The sequence below is a fragment of the Cupriavidus taiwanensis genome (assembly GCF_900250115.1).
Classification (GTDB): domain Bacteria; phylum Pseudomonadota; class Gammaproteobacteria; order Burkholderiales; family Burkholderiaceae; genus Cupriavidus; species Cupriavidus taiwanensis_B.
Genome location: NZ_LT984803.1, coordinates 3,184,508 through 3,197,483, shown reverse-complemented (window position 1 = coordinate 3,197,483; position 12,976 = coordinate 3,184,508). Strand labels below are relative to the sequence as shown.

The window sequence follows — 12,976 nt, the reverse complement described above, 5'->3', positions numbered from 1 at the left end:
CATGGCGGCCGAAAAACAAGTCAAGACGACCGGCCTGCTGGGCTGGATCGACGCCCGCTTTCCCGCGACGCAACTGTGGGAAGACCACCTGTCCCGCTACTACGCGCCGAAGAACTTCAACTTCTGGTATTTCTTCGGTTCGCTGGCGCTGCTGGTGCTGGTGATCCAGATCGTGACCGGCATCTTCCTGGTCATGAACTACAAGCCGGACGGCACGCTGAACGCCGCCGGCATTCCCGTGGCCTTTGCCAGCGTGGAATACATCATGCGCGAAGTCCCATGGGGCTGGCTGGTGCGCTACATGCATTCGACCGGCGCGTCGGCCTTCTTCGTCGTGGTCTACCTGCATATGTTCCGCGGGCTGCTGTACGGTTCTTACCGCAAGCCGCGCGAACTGGTCTGGATCTTCGGCTGCCTGATCTTCCTGTGCCTGATGGCCGAAGCCTTCATGGGCTACCTGCTGCCGTGGGGACAGATGTCGTACTGGGGCGCCCAGGTGATCGTGAACCTGTTCTCGGCCATTCCGGTGATCGGCCAGGACCTGTCGCTGTTCATCCGCGGTGACTACGTGGTCAGCGACGCGACGCTGAACCGATTCTTCTCGTTCCACGTCATCGCCGTGCCGCTGGTGCTGCTGGGCCTGGTGATCGCGCACATCATCGCGCTGCACGAAGTGGGCTCGAACAACCCGGACGGCGTCGAGATCAAGGCCAAGAAGGACGAGAACGGCATTCCGCTCGACGGCATCCCGTTCCACCCGTACTACTCGGTGCATGATCTGCTCGGCGTGGGCGGCTTCCTGATCCTGTTCTCGGCCGTGATCTTCTTCTTCCCCGAAGTGGGTGGTTATTTCCTGGAAGCCAACAACTTCTTCCCGGCCGATCCGCTGAAGACTCCGCCGCATATCGCGCCGGTCTGGTACTTCACGCCGTTCTACTCGATGCTGCGTGCCACCACGTCGAACTTCCTGCCGATCCTGTGGGTATTCTTCGCGCTGCTGCTCGGCATGGTGTTCCTGCGCAGCAAGGATGCGCGCGTGAAGATCGGTGCCATCGCCATCGCGGTGATCCTGGCCGTGGGCTTCTATTTCATCGACGCCAAGTTCTGGGGCGTGCTGGTGATGGGCGGCTCGGTGGTGATCCTGTTCTTCCTGCCGTGGCTCGACTGCTCGCCGGTCAAGTCCATCCGCTATCGTCCCGCCTTCCACAAGACCATCCTGATCGTCTTCGTGGTGGTGTTCCTGGTGCTCGGCTATCTCGGCGTGCAACCGCCGTCGCCGGTCGGTGAGAAGGTGTCGCAACTGGGTACGTTGCTGTACTTCGCCTTCTTCCTGACCATGCCGCTGTGGAGCCGTGTCGGCGAGTTCAAGCCGGTCCCGGAGCGTGTCACGTTCCACCCGCACTGAGCGAAGCGAACCCCGCCAAGAGCACAAGGACACAAGATGAAAAAGCTGCTTTCGATTCTCGCGCTGGCCGGCGCCTGCATTGCCGGCGCGCCCGCCATGGCATCCGAGGGGGGCTTCCCCCTCGAGCCGGCACCGGTGAACACCGCCGACATGTCGTCGCTGCAGCGCGGCGCCAAGGTGTTCGTCAATTACTGCCTGAACTGCCACGGCGCATCGATGATGCGCTACAACCGGCTCAAGGACATCGGCCTGACCGACGACCAGATCCGCGAGAGCCTGCTGTTCAGCGCGGACAAGGTGGGCGAGACCATGAACATCGCCATGCAGCCGAAGGAAGCCAAGGCCTTCTTCGGCGCGCAGCCGCCGGACCTGTCGGTGATCGCGCGCGCCCGTGGCGACGACTGGCTCTACACCTACCTGCGCACCTTCTACCGCGACGATAGCCGCGCGACCGGCTGGAACAACCTGGTGTTCCCAAGCGTCGGCATGCCGCACGTGCTATGGGAACTGCAGGGCCAGCGCGCCGCCAAGTTCACCGAAGTGGAAGAGCACGGCGAGAAGGTGCACAAGTTTGCCGGCTTCGAGCAACTGAGCCCGGGCAAGCTGAACAAGGTCGAGTACGACCAGATGACTGCCGACCTCGTCAGCTTCCTCGACTGGATGGCCGAGCCCGCGCAGAACCACCGCAAGCGCCTGGGCGTCTGGGTACTGCTGTTCCTGGGCGTGTTCACCGTGTTCGCCTGGCGCCTGAACTCGGCGTACTGGAAAGATGTGAAGTAAATCGTGACAGGGCCTGGGCGGGTCCTGATCCGACAAGGCCAGGGGCGGTCGCTGCCAAAAAGGCAGCACCGCCCCTGGCTTTTTTACGCGCAAGGCCAAGAAAGAGCCTCATTTGCCACTTATTTGCTTTTCGGTAGTCGACTTTGGCAGAATGGCAGACCTTATTGTCCGACCCAGCTCCGGCTAAGCCCAAGGAATCCAACCATGATGGTGTTGTATTCGGGTACGACTTGCCCGTTTTCCCAACGTTGCCGCCTTGTCCTGTTCGAAAAGGGCATGGATTTTGAAATCCGCGACGTCGACCTGTTCAACAAGCCCGAAGATATTTCGGTGATGAATCCGTACGGCCAGGTACCCATCCTGGTCGAACGCGACCTCATCCTGTATGAGTCGAACATCATCAACGAATACATCGACGAGCGCTTCCCGCACCCGCAGCTGATGCCTGCCGATCCGGTGCAGCGCGCCCGCGCCCGCCTGTTCCTGTTCAACTTCGAAAAGGAACTGTTCACCCACGTCTACACGCTGGAGAACGAGAAGGGCAAGGCCGCGGAAAAGAACCACGAACGCGCCCGCGCCGCGATCCGCGACCGGCTGACGCAGCTGGCGCCGATCTTCGTCAAGAACAAGTACATGCTGGGCGAAGAGTTCTCGATGCTCGACGTCGCCATCGCGCCGCTGCTGTGGCGCCTGGACCACTACGGCATCGAGCTGTCGAAGAACGCCGCGCCGCTGCTGAAGTATGCTGAACGCATTTTCAGCCGTCCCGCGTACATCGAAGCGCTGACCCCGTCCGAAAAGGTGATGCGCCGCTAACCGGCACCGGCCCGTCGGCAATCACCCTCGGGCCATCGCGGCGCCATTGGAAGCACAATGCCTGAAACCTCCACCAAGCCCTACCTGATCCGCGCCATCTACGAATGGTGCACGGACAACGGCTTCACGCCGTACATCGCCGTCTTCGTCGACGCCAGCACCAACGTCCCGCGCGAGTTCGTCAAGAACAACGAGATCGTGCTGAACGTCAGTTTCGACGCCACCAGCGGCCTGGACATGGGCAACGAGTGGATCACCTTCAGCGCGCGCTTCGGCGGTGTCTCGCGCAAGATCGACGTGCCCGTCGAGAACGTGCTGGCGATCTACGCGCGCGAGAACGGACAGGGCATGGCCTTCCCGGTCGAACGCAGCCTGCCGGAAACGCAGGCCGCCACCGAGCGTGAAAACAACCCGCCGCCCAAGCTCGCCCCGGTCGAAGCCGAAACCCCGGCAACCACCAGCGACACCGGCCCCGGCGACGACGACACGCCGCCCCCGGTGCCCCGCATCGGCGGCAAGAAGCCAGCCCTGAAAGTGGTGAAGTAAGCCATCCCAAAGCCGACCGCAATGCAGTAGAATCGCGGTCTGCATCCATATGCCGGCTTAGCTCATCAGGTAGAGCAGTTGATTTGTAATCATCAGGTGGCGGGTTCGAGTCCTGCAGCCGGCACCAGAATTGAAGAACGGGCTACGCGTTTGCGTAGCCCGTTTTGCTTGGCGTTGTCGCAGGCGCAGCCTGGCTACGGTATCGCGGAGCTTCTCCCACTGCCGTGACGTTGCGCCATGCGCGGGTGCTAATTGCCGGCAACCCCGGACATCGACGCCTGTTTTCCGTCGTCTCACGCCGCCATCTTGTCGATTGCCGGCACTCGCATGTCTGCCTCCCGGGCATGGTGGTAACCTGCACAAATTGCCGCCCAACCACCGCCCGTGCCTTTCCCAAACTCCCGCCTCTGGCGCTCCGCCCCCGAGCAACGCGCCTATGAAGAAGCACGCCACCGTGCGCGCGCGTTGCGCTTCTTCTACTTGCACGCCATGGTCTACATAGTGGTGAACGCTATGCTGCTCGGCTTTCATCTGACGGGGTCGCCGCATCGCCCCTGGGCGGGTGGGCCGTTGATGGGCTGGGGGATCGGCCTGGCGGTGCACGGCATCATGACCTGGGGCCGGGTGGGTTTGCTTGGGCGGCGCTGGGAAGAGCGCAAGATTGCCGAGTACATGGCGCAGGAACAGGTGCGGACGCTGTCGACCGAAAAGCAGCTGGTCGAGGCGCGCATGAAGCTGCTGCAGGCCCAGATCGAGCCGCACTTCCTGTTCAACACGCTGGCCAACGTGGTCAGCCTGATCGAGCCCGCGCCGCAGAAGGCCACAATGATGCTGGAGCATTTCATTGCCTATCTGCGTGCATCGCTGGCAGCCAGCCGCGCGACGCAAGGCACGGTGGCGCAGGAAGCGAAACTGCTGCGCGATTATCTGGCGCTGATCCGCATCCGCATGGGGGAGCGGCTGCATTACATGGTCGATGTCGACCCGGAGCTCGAAACGATGCCGCTGGCGCCGATGCTGCTGCAGCCGGTGGTCGAGAATGCGATCAAGCATGGTCTCGAGCCGAAGATCGAAGGCGGGCGGCTGCTGGTCCGGCTGGAGCGGCGCGGCGCGCGCATGCTGGCGACGATCGAGGACGACGGCATGGGCTTTCGGCCGTCGGCCGGCGCGGGGGTGGGGCTGTCGAACCTGCGCGAACGGCTGGCCGTGCTGTATGACGGCGATGCCCACGTCAGGATAGAAGAACGCTCGCCCGGTACCGCGGTGCTGATCGATCTCCCGCTGCCGCGTCCATCCTGAACCGGAGACCCCCCATGACGCCCACCGCCCTGATTGCCGACGATGAAGAGCATCTGCGTGCGTACCTGCGCGGCAAGCTGCAGCGTCTGTGGCCGGAGCTGCAGATCGTTGCCGAAGCGACCAATGGCATCGAGGCCGCCGATGCCATCGCACGGTTGTCGCCGAGCGTTGCCTTCCTCGATATCAAGATGCCCGGCCTTTCCGGCCTGGAAGTGGCGCAGGGGATGGAAACCGATACGCGGCTGGTATTCATCACGGCCTATGACGAATTTGCGCTTGATGCCTTCGAGCGCGCGGCGGTGGACTACCTGGTCAAGCCGGTCAGCGAGGAACGGCTCGGCCGCACCATCGAGCGCTTGCGCAAGGCTCTGCAGGAGGCCGCGCCGCTGCCCGAACTGGCGCAGCTGCTGAACCAGCTGACACGCGCCCAGCCGCGCACGGAAGGGGGCGGCCAGCTGCGGTGGGTGCGTGCCAGCCGCGGCAACACCACCAGCCACGTGCCGATCCAGGAGGTGATGTACTTCCAGAGCGACGACAAGTACGTGGTGGTGCATACCGGAGACGGCGAGCACCTGATCCGCACGCCGCTGGCGGAACTGATCGCCGGGCTGGATCCCGAGGTGTTCTGGCAGATCCACCGCTCATCCATCGTCAACATGGAATACGTCGCCGGCACGCGGCGCGACAAGGCGGGACGGCTCTTTGTCAGGATGCGCGGCAGCGATGCCGAACTGCCGGTATCGCGCGCCTACATGCATCGGTTCCGGCAGATGTAAGCCGGTCGGTGCGGTGCGCCGCCGGCGGGGGAATCAGTGACGGTCCATGAATTCCTGGATCTTGCGCTGTTCCCAGTCCCGCCCGCGGCGCGACAGTCGCATCCAGACCAGCAATCCGTGCACGGTCAGTCCCAGGCCCCAGGCCAGGGTGGTGGTCAGCGGCCACGGCCAGCCCGTGGTGGCGTAATGCGACCAGGGCGTGGAGGGGAAGTAGAAGAAGCGGAACCACAGCCACGCATTGACCACGGCATAGACCAGCAGGTGGATATACCAGCCACGCAAGGCGCGCACCATGCGGCGCGCGCGCCAGTAGGCCATGGCGTTGGGATCGTTGGGCGGGAAGGCATGGTGCATGGGAGACCTCGGCATGAAGAATGGTTGGCTTGCGTCAGGTATAGGCCAGCACCAGGCGCCGCTCCAGGCCCATGGGCCGAATCGACGGATTTCGTTCGCCATTGTGCGCGCGGACTGCGCCAATGCCGGCCGCTTCGGGAGGGTGTTTTAGTGCCACCTTGCCCTGGATAAGGCGGTTCGCGTCCGCCGCCGGGAATACCCGCATAGGAAAAGTCGGCTCGTTGACCATAATCATGATAATTATGATCATAAATAGAGAGCGATGGACCTGAAGCCGACGCCGCAGATAGAAGGCAGCAAGCGCGTGAAACGCTCCGATCAAGTGGTCAGCGACATCAAGCGCTGGATCGTGCAGACGCACCAGAAGGTCGGAGACAAGCTGCCGCAGGAGGCGGCCCTGATCGAACAGATGGGCGTCGCCCGCGGCACGGTGCGCGAGGCGCTGGCCTCGTTGCAGGCGCAGGGCCTGGTCAGGGTCAGTACCGGACCGAACGGCGGCGCCACGCTGACGCAGCCGCCGTATGAGCGATGCCTGGAAGCGGTCTCCAACTTCCTGTACTTCCAGTCGGTCGACATTGTCACGCTGTACGCGTTGCGCCGCGCCGTGGAACCGGAACTGGCGGCCAACGCCGCGTCGCGCCTGAGCGATGCCGACATCGCCGAGCTCGAAGCGCTGGTAGGACTGAGCCACCCGGAGCATGGCGGCAGCGCCGACTGGAACCAGCGGCGCGAGGCCGACCTGCTGTTCCACGACCGCCTGGCCGACGCCAGCAGCAGCCCGATGCTGGCGCTGTTCTGCCGCCTGCTCAATGACATCATCCGCCGCGTCATCGTGGTGCGGAACGCGCAAGACGATTTCGGCGAGTTCGACGAAGAGATCTTCCACAGCCACAGCGCGCTGATCGAAGCTTTCCGCTCGCGCGATCCCGAACGCGCACGCGCCCTGATGCAAGAGCACATGGCGCATGCGGAATCCCTGGCGCTGGAGGCGGAAGCCCGGGTGGACCGCGGGAGCTTGCTGATGCGCCCGGGCGACTGACCCTGCTGACGCGCTAGCGTCCTCCTTTTTCCTGCACCCCCAACCGACCGCGTCGCAGCCGACACGGCGGGTGGGATTCCTGTTGCCCGAACCCCTGGGAGTCCTGACGTGAAACCTGCTGAATTGCTCTGGCGCTGGAGCGCTGTCGATATTGCCGATGCGGTGCGGCGGCGCGAGATATCGTGCCGCGAGGTCACGGCCAGCGTGCTGTCCCGCATCGAAGTCCTTAACCCCAGCCTCAACGCCCTGCCGGAAGTGCTGGCACAAGAGGCGCTGGCCAGCGCCGATGCCGCCGACCGCCAGGTGGCCGAGGGCGCCGAGCTGGGGCCGCTCCATGGCGTGCCGGTCACGATCAAGATCAATGTCGACCAGGCCGGCCATGCCACCACCAACGGCGTGATTCCGCTGAAGCACAACATCGCGCGCGAGGATGCGCCCGTGGTGGCGCACTGGCGCAGCGCCGGGGCCATTATCGTCGGCCGCAGCAATACGGCCACCTATTCATCCCGGTGGTTTACGGAAAACGGCCTGCATGGGCGCACGCTGAATCCGTGGAATGCGGATATCACCCCCGGCGGCTCCAGCGGCGGTGCCGCGTCCGCGGTCGCGGCCGGCATGGGGGCGCTGGCGCATGGCAATGACATCGGCGGCTCGATCCGCTATCCGGCTTATGCCTGCGGTGTCGTCGGCCTGCGGCCCACTACGGGACGGGTGCCGGCGTACAACCCGTCAGCCACGGCCGAGCGAAGCATCACGCCACAGCTCATGTCAGTGCAGGGGCCGCTCGCACGCAACCTTGCCGACCTGCGGCTCGGCTACCAGGCCATGGCACGCCACGACTCGCGCGACCCCGCCTGGGTCCCGGTGCCGCTGGAACTGCCGCTGCCGGCGAGCCCGATCCGCGTGGCGCTGTTCAGCCGCTGTCCGGGCATTCCCGTCGATCCGGCGGTCAGCGCGGCGCTGGACCGTGCCGCGCAATGGCTGCAGCAGGCTGGCTACGACGTCGAGCAAGCCAGCCTGCCTGATTTCCTGGAGGCGGCTGCGCTATGGCGCACGCTTATCGTCGACGACAGCCGCCGCAACCTTATCGCGGGCGTGGACCTGCATGGCGATGAAGCGATGCGGAAAAGCCAGCGCAACCTGCTCGACGGGATGCAGGAAACCGACCGCGATGGCTTCCTGGATGCCCTGTCGCGGCGCCAGGCGATCGCACGCAACTGGTCGCTGTTCATGCAAACGTATCCGCTGGTGCTGATGCCGGTGTCGTGGCAGCGCCCCAGCGTGCAAGACGCGGATATCCGCTCGCCCGCAGAAAACCAGGCCTTGCTGGACGCGCAGAGCCCCCTGCTGGCCACCGCCATGCTGGGCATGCCGGGGCTGTCCGTGCCGACCGGCATGGCCGGCGGGGTGCCGGTCGGCGTACAGCTGATGGCATGGCGCTTCCGCGAGGACCTGCTGCTGCGCGCCGGCCAGGCCATCGAAGACGCGGCGCGCTTTATCCCTTTCAGCGACGTGCAATCCGGCATCTAGATCCAGGAGCTTCCCATGAACGAACGTCATCCTGCTGACACCTTGCGGCTTTCGCGCCGCGCCATGCTGGCCGGCACCGCCGCCGCCCTGTGCACCGGGGGGTTCCTCTCCCGCGCCGCATGGGGGCAGAGCGTGTCGCGCATCATCGTGCCGTTCCCGCCGGGCGGGCCGGCGGACTATATGGGCCGCCTGCTGTCCGAGAAGCTGAAAGCGGCCATGGGCCGTACCGTGATCGTCGACAACCGCCCCGGTGCCGGCACGCGCGTGGCGGCCGAAGTCCTGAAGAACGCGCCCGCCGACGGCAACACCGTGCTGCTGGCACCGGTCGACCCGATGTTCATCGGGCCGCTGATCTACAGCAATATGCGTTTCAACCCTGCCACCGATTTCACCGCCATCACCGATGTGACCGGCGTCCAGTTCGGCATCGCGGTCAGCGCCAGCTCACCCATCAGGACACTGGCCGACTTCGTCAAGGCTGCCAGGGCCACACCGGCCGAGTATTCGATCGGCATCAGCACGGTCGGTACACTGCTGCACTTCCTTGCCGTGGAGTTCGTCAGCCAGTCCCGCACCGGCAGCACGCTGGTGCCCTATCGCGGTGGCACGGCAATGGCGACGGAAATGATGGGCAACCAGATCGCGGCAGGCATGGACGCCATCACGACCTTCACCGAACTGCATCGCGGCGGCAAGCTGCGCGTGCTGGCCGTGGCGGGGGATAAGCGGGCCGATGCCTTGCCCGACGTGCCGACCTTCGCGGAATCCGGTTTTCCCAACCTCGTGACGTCGTCGCGCTACCTGCTTTACGTGCGCGCCAATACGCCGTCCGACATGGCGACACAGTGGTACCAGGCGGTACGCAAGGTGCTGGCGATGCCTGACGTTCGCGAAAAGCTGGCGCGCGCCGGTTATGACATCCTGCCAGGCAGCACCCCAGAGGAAGTCTCCAGGTATGCCGGCGCACTCTCGGCACGCTGGACGCCGGTGATCAAGGCGTCGGGCTTCAAGGGCGATTGACCGGCAAGCCTGCCTGAGCCAGCGGCTGGCAGCGCTGCTCGGGCGGGCCGGAAGGCGATCTACCGTTCACGCCCGCTCAGCGCATTCCATACCGCCTGCACCCCTGGCAGCGGTGCCACGGCGCCGCTGCCAGTGGTTGCCAGCGCGGCCGCCGCTCCGGCCCAGCGTGCGGCGGACACCGCGTCATCCCCCGCCACCAGCCGCGCCAGATAGGTCCCGTCGAAGCAGTCGCCGGCGCCGGTCGCATCGACCGCCTGCACCGCGAGGGGCGCCACGGCGGTTGACTGTGCGCCGTCGGATACCAGGCAGCCCTGGCTGCCCAGCTTCAAGACCACATGCGGCGCGCCCATCCGGTGACACCAGTCGACGATGGCTTCGGGATCGTCGATGCCAGCAAGCTGGCGCACGTCGTCAAGGCTGGGCAGAAACAGGTCGCACATCGGAAGGGTTGCGACGATGACCTCCCGGGCGCGCTCCAGGGGCCAGAGCGTAAGGCGCAGGTTGGGGTCGTAGGACACCCTGGTGCCGGCCTGGCGGGCGACGCGGATGGCCTCGCGCACGGTGCGGGCGGCTGATGTGCTGATGGCCTGGCTGATTCCGGAGACGTGGAGCCATGTGGCCCTTTCCAGCAATGCTACCGGCAAATCCCCGGGCTGCAACCGGCTCGCGGCGGAACCTGAACGCCGATAGGTGAAGACGTGGCCATCCCGGCCGTGATGGACGAAGTAGAGCCCGGTCGGCGCCGAGGCGTCGATCACGACGCTGCTGGTATCGACGTGCTCGCTGCGCAGCAGGCACAGGCACATGCGGCCGAATTCGTCGTCGCCGAGCCTGGTCACATAGGCGCACCGCGCGCCCTGGCGGGCGGCGGCGATGACGGCGTTGGCGGTATCGCCGCCAAAGCCCTGCACGTAAGTGCGCGAACCGCGCGGGCCGGTGTGGTTGAACTCCACCATGGCCTCGCCGAGCGCGACGATGTCGAATGGCGCGCGCATGTCATGCGTCCTCGCCCAGGTCGAGCAGCACCTTGCAGCAGGCGCGCGGGTGGCTTTCGGCGAGGTCGAAGGCGCCGGCCACGTCGCGGAAGTTGATCTGGTGCGTGACGATACGACCCGGGTCCACCAGCCCGCGCGTGATCCAGTCGATCACGGTGGGAAACATCGCGCAATTCAGGCGCGAGGCGTACAAGGTCAGTTCCTTGCTGGTCAGCGCCTGCTGCGGCAGGGCCGATGGCGTGGCGGAAAAGCCGAGCACGCCGATGCGGCCTGCCGGCGCAGCCATGGCCACGGCTTCCTCCAGGATGGCGGGATGGCAGACCGCGTCGTAGATCAGCGTCGGCCCGCCGGCCACGCCGCGCCGTTCGAGCGCGCGGGCGAGCGGCTCGCGCGTGGTGTTGATGACCTCGTCCTCCTGCGCGCCGCAGCCGCGCGCCAGGGCCAGCCGTTCATCGACATGGTCGGTGATGAACGTGCGTACGCCATACACACGCTTTAGCACCTGCAGCAGGTTGAGGCCGACCGGCCCGGCCCCATAGATCAACGCCACGTCGGATGGCAGCACGCCGGTACGGTGGGTGGCGTTGGCCGCCACCGCGAACGGCTCGATCACCGCGGCACTGGCGGTCGGCATGCCGTCGGGCACGGTGTAGGCGTTGCGTGCCGGCACGCATGCGAACTGGCTGAAGCCACCATCGCGGTGCACACCCAATACCTGGAGCCGCTGGCAGACATTGTGCCGGCCGATGCGACAGGCATGGCACTGGCCGCAACTGACCACCGGATCCACCACCACCCGCTCGCCGATGCGGTCGTTGCCGACGCCGGCGCCAACCGCATCGATATGACCGACGAACTCATGGCCGATCACGCGTGGGTACGTCGCGAACGGATTCCTGCCATGAAAGATGTGCAGGTCCGAACCACAGATGCCGGCAAGGCGGACGCGCACGCGCACCTCGCCTTCGGCAGGGGAGGGGTTGGGCCGCTCGCGCACGGCCATGTGGTGCGGTTGCTCGACGACTATGCTCAACATGCTTGCTCCTTGTTCCGGTCAACTTGCGCGGCGGTTACCAGTTCCACATCGCGCCGTCGCGCAGCCGCGCCACCGGCAGGTAGGCGCGCTCGTACGGATACCGGGCTGCCAGCGGCTCGTCGATATCGATGCCGAGGCCGGGCACGTCGTCCATCACCAGGTGGCCGTCTTCCAGCCGGTAGTTGTGCGGAAACACCTCGTCGATCAGCGGGCCATGCGGCATCAGTTCCTGGATGCCGAAGTTGGGCGCCCACAGCCCGAAGTTGACTGCCGCGGCCATGCATACTGGTGACAAGTCGGTGGCGCCGTGGAAGCCGGTGCGAACCTGGTGGATCGCGGCGAAGTCCGCGATGCGGCGCACATGCGTGATGCCGCCGGCGTGGACGATGGTGGTGCGGACGTAGTCGATCAGCTGGTGGCCGATCAGGTCCTTGCAGTCCCACAAGGAATTGAAGACCTCACCGGCCGCGAGCGGGGTGGTGGTGTGCTGGCGGATCAGCCGGAACGCTTGCTGATCCTCCGCCGGCGTTGGATCTTCCAGCCAGAACAGGCTGAAGGGCTCCAGCGCCTTGCCCAGGGCAGCCGCCTCGATCGGCGCCAGCCGGTGGTGCGCGTCGTGCAGCAGGTGGGGGCCGAAGCCGACGGCCTCGCGCACCTTGCGGAACAGTTCGGGCGTATGGCGCAGGTAGAGCGAAGTGTCCCAGGGCTCCTCCGGCGGCAGGCCTTTCTGCGCCGGCTCGTAGTGGCCCGGCTGCGTGCCCACGCCATACACCTTGGACAAGCCCGGCACGCCCGACTGCACGCGGATCGCCTTGTAGCCCTGCTCGATATGGCGGTGCACCGCGTCGATGGCCTCGGCGTGGTCGCGGCCATTGGCGTGGCCGTACACCATCAGGCCATGACGGCTGCGCCCGCCAAGCAGCTGGTACACCGGCATGCCGGCCAGCTTGCCGAGGATGTCCCACAGCGCCATGTCGATGGCGGCGATGGCGGTCATCGTCACCGGCCCGCGCCGCCAGTAAGCGCCGCGGTAGAGGTATTGCCAGATGTCCTCGAGCCAGCGCGGATCGCGGCCGATCAGGCACGGGCTCACATGCTCGTCCAGGTACGCCCGCACCGCCAGCTCGCGGCCATTGAGCGTGGCGTCGCCCAGTCCGTACACGCCGGCATCGGTGATCACCTTGACCGTCACGAAGTTGCGCCCGGGACAGGTGACGATGGTCTTTATCTGTTCGATCTTCAAAGGGTGTCTCCGGCCGGATCGTCGTTGTCGTGGCCCGATGGCGCCGCCTGGTTTGGCAGCGCCCGCATCGGTGTGGATGCGGCCAGATTACTGCGGGCCGATTGCGGCGGAGTACGGCCGATTCCGCAATCAAATGC

Annotated in this window: 14 protein-coding genes and 1 tRNA gene; 10 read left to right on the top strand and 5 right to left on the bottom strand. The window is 65.7% G+C overall.

Features of this window, described 5'->3' with window-relative positions:
• Position 1: 1 nt before the first annotated feature.
• From CBM2586_RS14900 to CBM2586_RS14870, 7 genes are all read left to right on the top strand, one after another.
• Positions 2–1,405 (top strand): cytochrome b, encoded by a 1,404-nt coding sequence (locus CBM2586_RS14900; RefSeq protein WP_012354073.1) that lies wholly within the window; start codon positions 2–4, stop codon positions 1,403–1,405.
• Positions 1,406–1,441: 36 nt separating this feature from the next.
• Positions 1,442–2,185, top strand: a complete 744-nt coding sequence (locus CBM2586_RS14895; protein ID WP_115660985.1) for a cytochrome c1 — start codon at positions 1,442–1,444, stop codon at positions 2,183–2,185.
• Positions 2,186–2,389: 204 nt separating this feature from the next.
• Positions 2,390–3,001: a glutathione S-transferase N-terminal domain-containing protein gene (locus CBM2586_RS14890; RefSeq protein WP_010812311.1), complete on the top strand. Its 612-nt coding sequence runs from the start codon at positions 2,390–2,392 to the stop codon at positions 2,999–3,001.
• Positions 3,002–3,058: 57 nt separating this feature from the next.
• Positions 3,059–3,547: a ClpXP protease specificity-enhancing factor gene (locus CBM2586_RS14885; protein ID WP_115660986.1), complete on the top strand. Its 489-nt coding sequence runs from the start codon at positions 3,059–3,061 to the stop codon at positions 3,545–3,547.
• A 51-nt stretch (positions 3,548–3,598) separates the two neighbouring features.
• Positions 3,599–3,674: transfer RNA gene (locus tag CBM2586_RS14880), tRNA-Thr, on the top strand.
• A gap of 257 nt (positions 3,675–3,931) precedes the next feature.
• Positions 3,932–4,846, top strand: coding sequence for a sensor histidine kinase (locus CBM2586_RS14875; protein WP_115688251.1), 915 nt, complete (start codon positions 3,932–3,934; stop codon positions 4,844–4,846).
• A gap of 14 nt (positions 4,847–4,860) precedes the next feature.
• The gene (locus CBM2586_RS14870; RefSeq protein ID WP_115688249.1) at positions 4,861–5,622 is read left to right on the top strand and encodes a LytR/AlgR family response regulator transcription factor; all 762 of its coding nucleotides are present in this window, start codon (positions 4,861–4,863) and stop codon (positions 5,620–5,622) included.
• A 33-nt stretch (positions 5,623–5,655) separates the two neighbouring features.
• Here the strand turns inward: CBM2586_RS14870 and CBM2586_RS14865 are convergent, their stop codons facing one another.
• Both CBM2586_RS14865 and CBM2586_RS14860 read right to left on the bottom strand, forming a co-directional pair.
• Positions 5,656–5,976 carry a 2TM domain-containing protein gene (locus CBM2586_RS14865; protein WP_115688247.1) on the bottom strand — a complete coding sequence of 107 codons (321 nt, stop codon included), beginning with the start codon at positions 5,974–5,976 and terminating at the stop codon, positions 5,656–5,658.
• Positions 5,977–6,010: 34 nt separating this feature from the next.
• A complete protein-coding gene (locus CBM2586_RS14860) occupies positions 6,011–6,211 on the bottom strand; it encodes a hypothetical protein (protein WP_145987409.1) in 201 nt (66 codons plus the stop codon).
• Positions 6,212–6,280: 69 nt separating this feature from the next.
• On the opposite strand from CBM2586_RS14860, the gene CBM2586_RS14855 reads away from it, so the two are divergent.
• From CBM2586_RS14855 to CBM2586_RS14845, 3 genes are all read left to right on the top strand, one after another.
• Entirely contained in the window at positions 6,281–7,015 is a 735-nt protein-coding gene (locus tag CBM2586_RS14855) for a FadR/GntR family transcriptional regulator (RefSeq protein WP_231942392.1), read from the top strand.
• 108 nt (positions 7,016–7,123) lie between these two features.
• Positions 7,124–8,545 (top strand): amidase family protein, encoded by a 1,422-nt coding sequence (locus tag CBM2586_RS14850; RefSeq protein WP_115688241.1) that lies wholly within the window; start codon positions 7,124–7,126, stop codon positions 8,543–8,545.
• A 15-nt stretch (positions 8,546–8,560) separates the two neighbouring features.
• Positions 8,561–9,565, top strand: coding sequence for a Bug family tripartite tricarboxylate transporter substrate binding protein (locus CBM2586_RS14845; protein WP_115688239.1), 1,005 nt, complete (start codon positions 8,561–8,563; stop codon positions 9,563–9,565).
• Between the two features lie 59 nt (positions 9,566–9,624).
• On the opposite strand, the gene CBM2586_RS14840 is transcribed toward CBM2586_RS14845, so the two are convergent.
• Genes CBM2586_RS14840 through manD form a run of 3 tightly spaced genes read right to left on the bottom strand, consistent with a single transcriptional unit; the run spans position 9,625 to position 12,839 of the window.
• Positions 9,625–10,560, bottom strand: a complete 936-nt coding sequence (locus CBM2586_RS14840) for a sugar kinase (RefSeq protein WP_115688237.1) — start codon at positions 10,558–10,560, stop codon at positions 9,625–9,627.
• Position 10,561: 1 nt separating this feature from the next.
• The gene (locus tag CBM2586_RS14835; RefSeq protein WP_115661012.1) at positions 10,562–11,596 is read right to left on the bottom strand and encodes a Zn-dependent oxidoreductase; all 1,035 of its coding nucleotides are present in this window, start codon (positions 11,594–11,596) and stop codon (positions 10,562–10,564) included.
• A gap of 34 nt (positions 11,597–11,630) precedes the next feature.
• The gene (manD, locus tag CBM2586_RS14830) at positions 11,631–12,839 is read right to left on the bottom strand and encodes a D-mannonate dehydratase ManD (RefSeq protein ID WP_115661013.1); all 1,209 of its coding nucleotides are present in this window, start codon (positions 12,837–12,839) and stop codon (positions 11,631–11,633) included.
• Positions 12,840–12,976: the final 137 nt, after the last annotated feature.

What these genes read in the sequence shown, in the direction of transcription:
- CBM2586_RS14835 (WP_115661012.1), bottom strand. Translation starts at nt 11,596, where the DNA reads ATGTTGAGCATAGTCGTCGAGCAACCGCACCACATGGCCGTGCGCGAG.
- CBM2586_RS14885 (WP_115660986.1), top strand. Translation starts at nt 3,059, where the DNA reads ATGCCTGAAACCTCCACCAAGCCCTACCTGATCCGCGCCATCTACGAA.
- CBM2586_RS14900 (WP_012354073.1), top strand. Translation starts at nt 2, where the DNA reads ATGGCGGCCGAAAAACAAGTCAAGACGACCGGCCTGCTGGGCTGGATC.
- CBM2586_RS14845 (WP_115688239.1), top strand. Translation starts at nt 8,561, where the DNA reads ATGAACGAACGTCATCCTGCTGACACCTTGCGGCTTTCGCGCCGCGCC.
- CBM2586_RS14895 (WP_115660985.1), top strand. Translation starts at nt 1,442, where the DNA reads ATGAAAAAGCTGCTTTCGATTCTCGCGCTGGCCGGCGCCTGCATTGCC.
- CBM2586_RS14870 (WP_115688249.1), top strand. Translation starts at nt 4,861, where the DNA reads ATGACGCCCACCGCCCTGATTGCCGACGATGAAGAGCATCTGCGTGCG.
- CBM2586_RS14890 (WP_010812311.1), top strand. Translation starts at nt 2,390, where the DNA reads ATGATGGTGTTGTATTCGGGTACGACTTGCCCGTTTTCCCAACGTTGC.
- CBM2586_RS14860 (WP_145987409.1), bottom strand. Translation starts at nt 6,211, where the DNA reads ATGATTATGGTCAACGAGCCGACTTTTCCTATGCGGGTATTCCCGGCG.
- CBM2586_RS14865 (WP_115688247.1), bottom strand. Translation starts at nt 5,976, where the DNA reads ATGCACCATGCCTTCCCGCCCAACGATCCCAACGCCATGGCCTACTGG.
- CBM2586_RS14840 (WP_115688237.1), bottom strand. Translation starts at nt 10,560, where the DNA reads ATGCGCGCGCCATTCGACATCGTCGCGCTCGGCGAGGCCATGGTGGAG.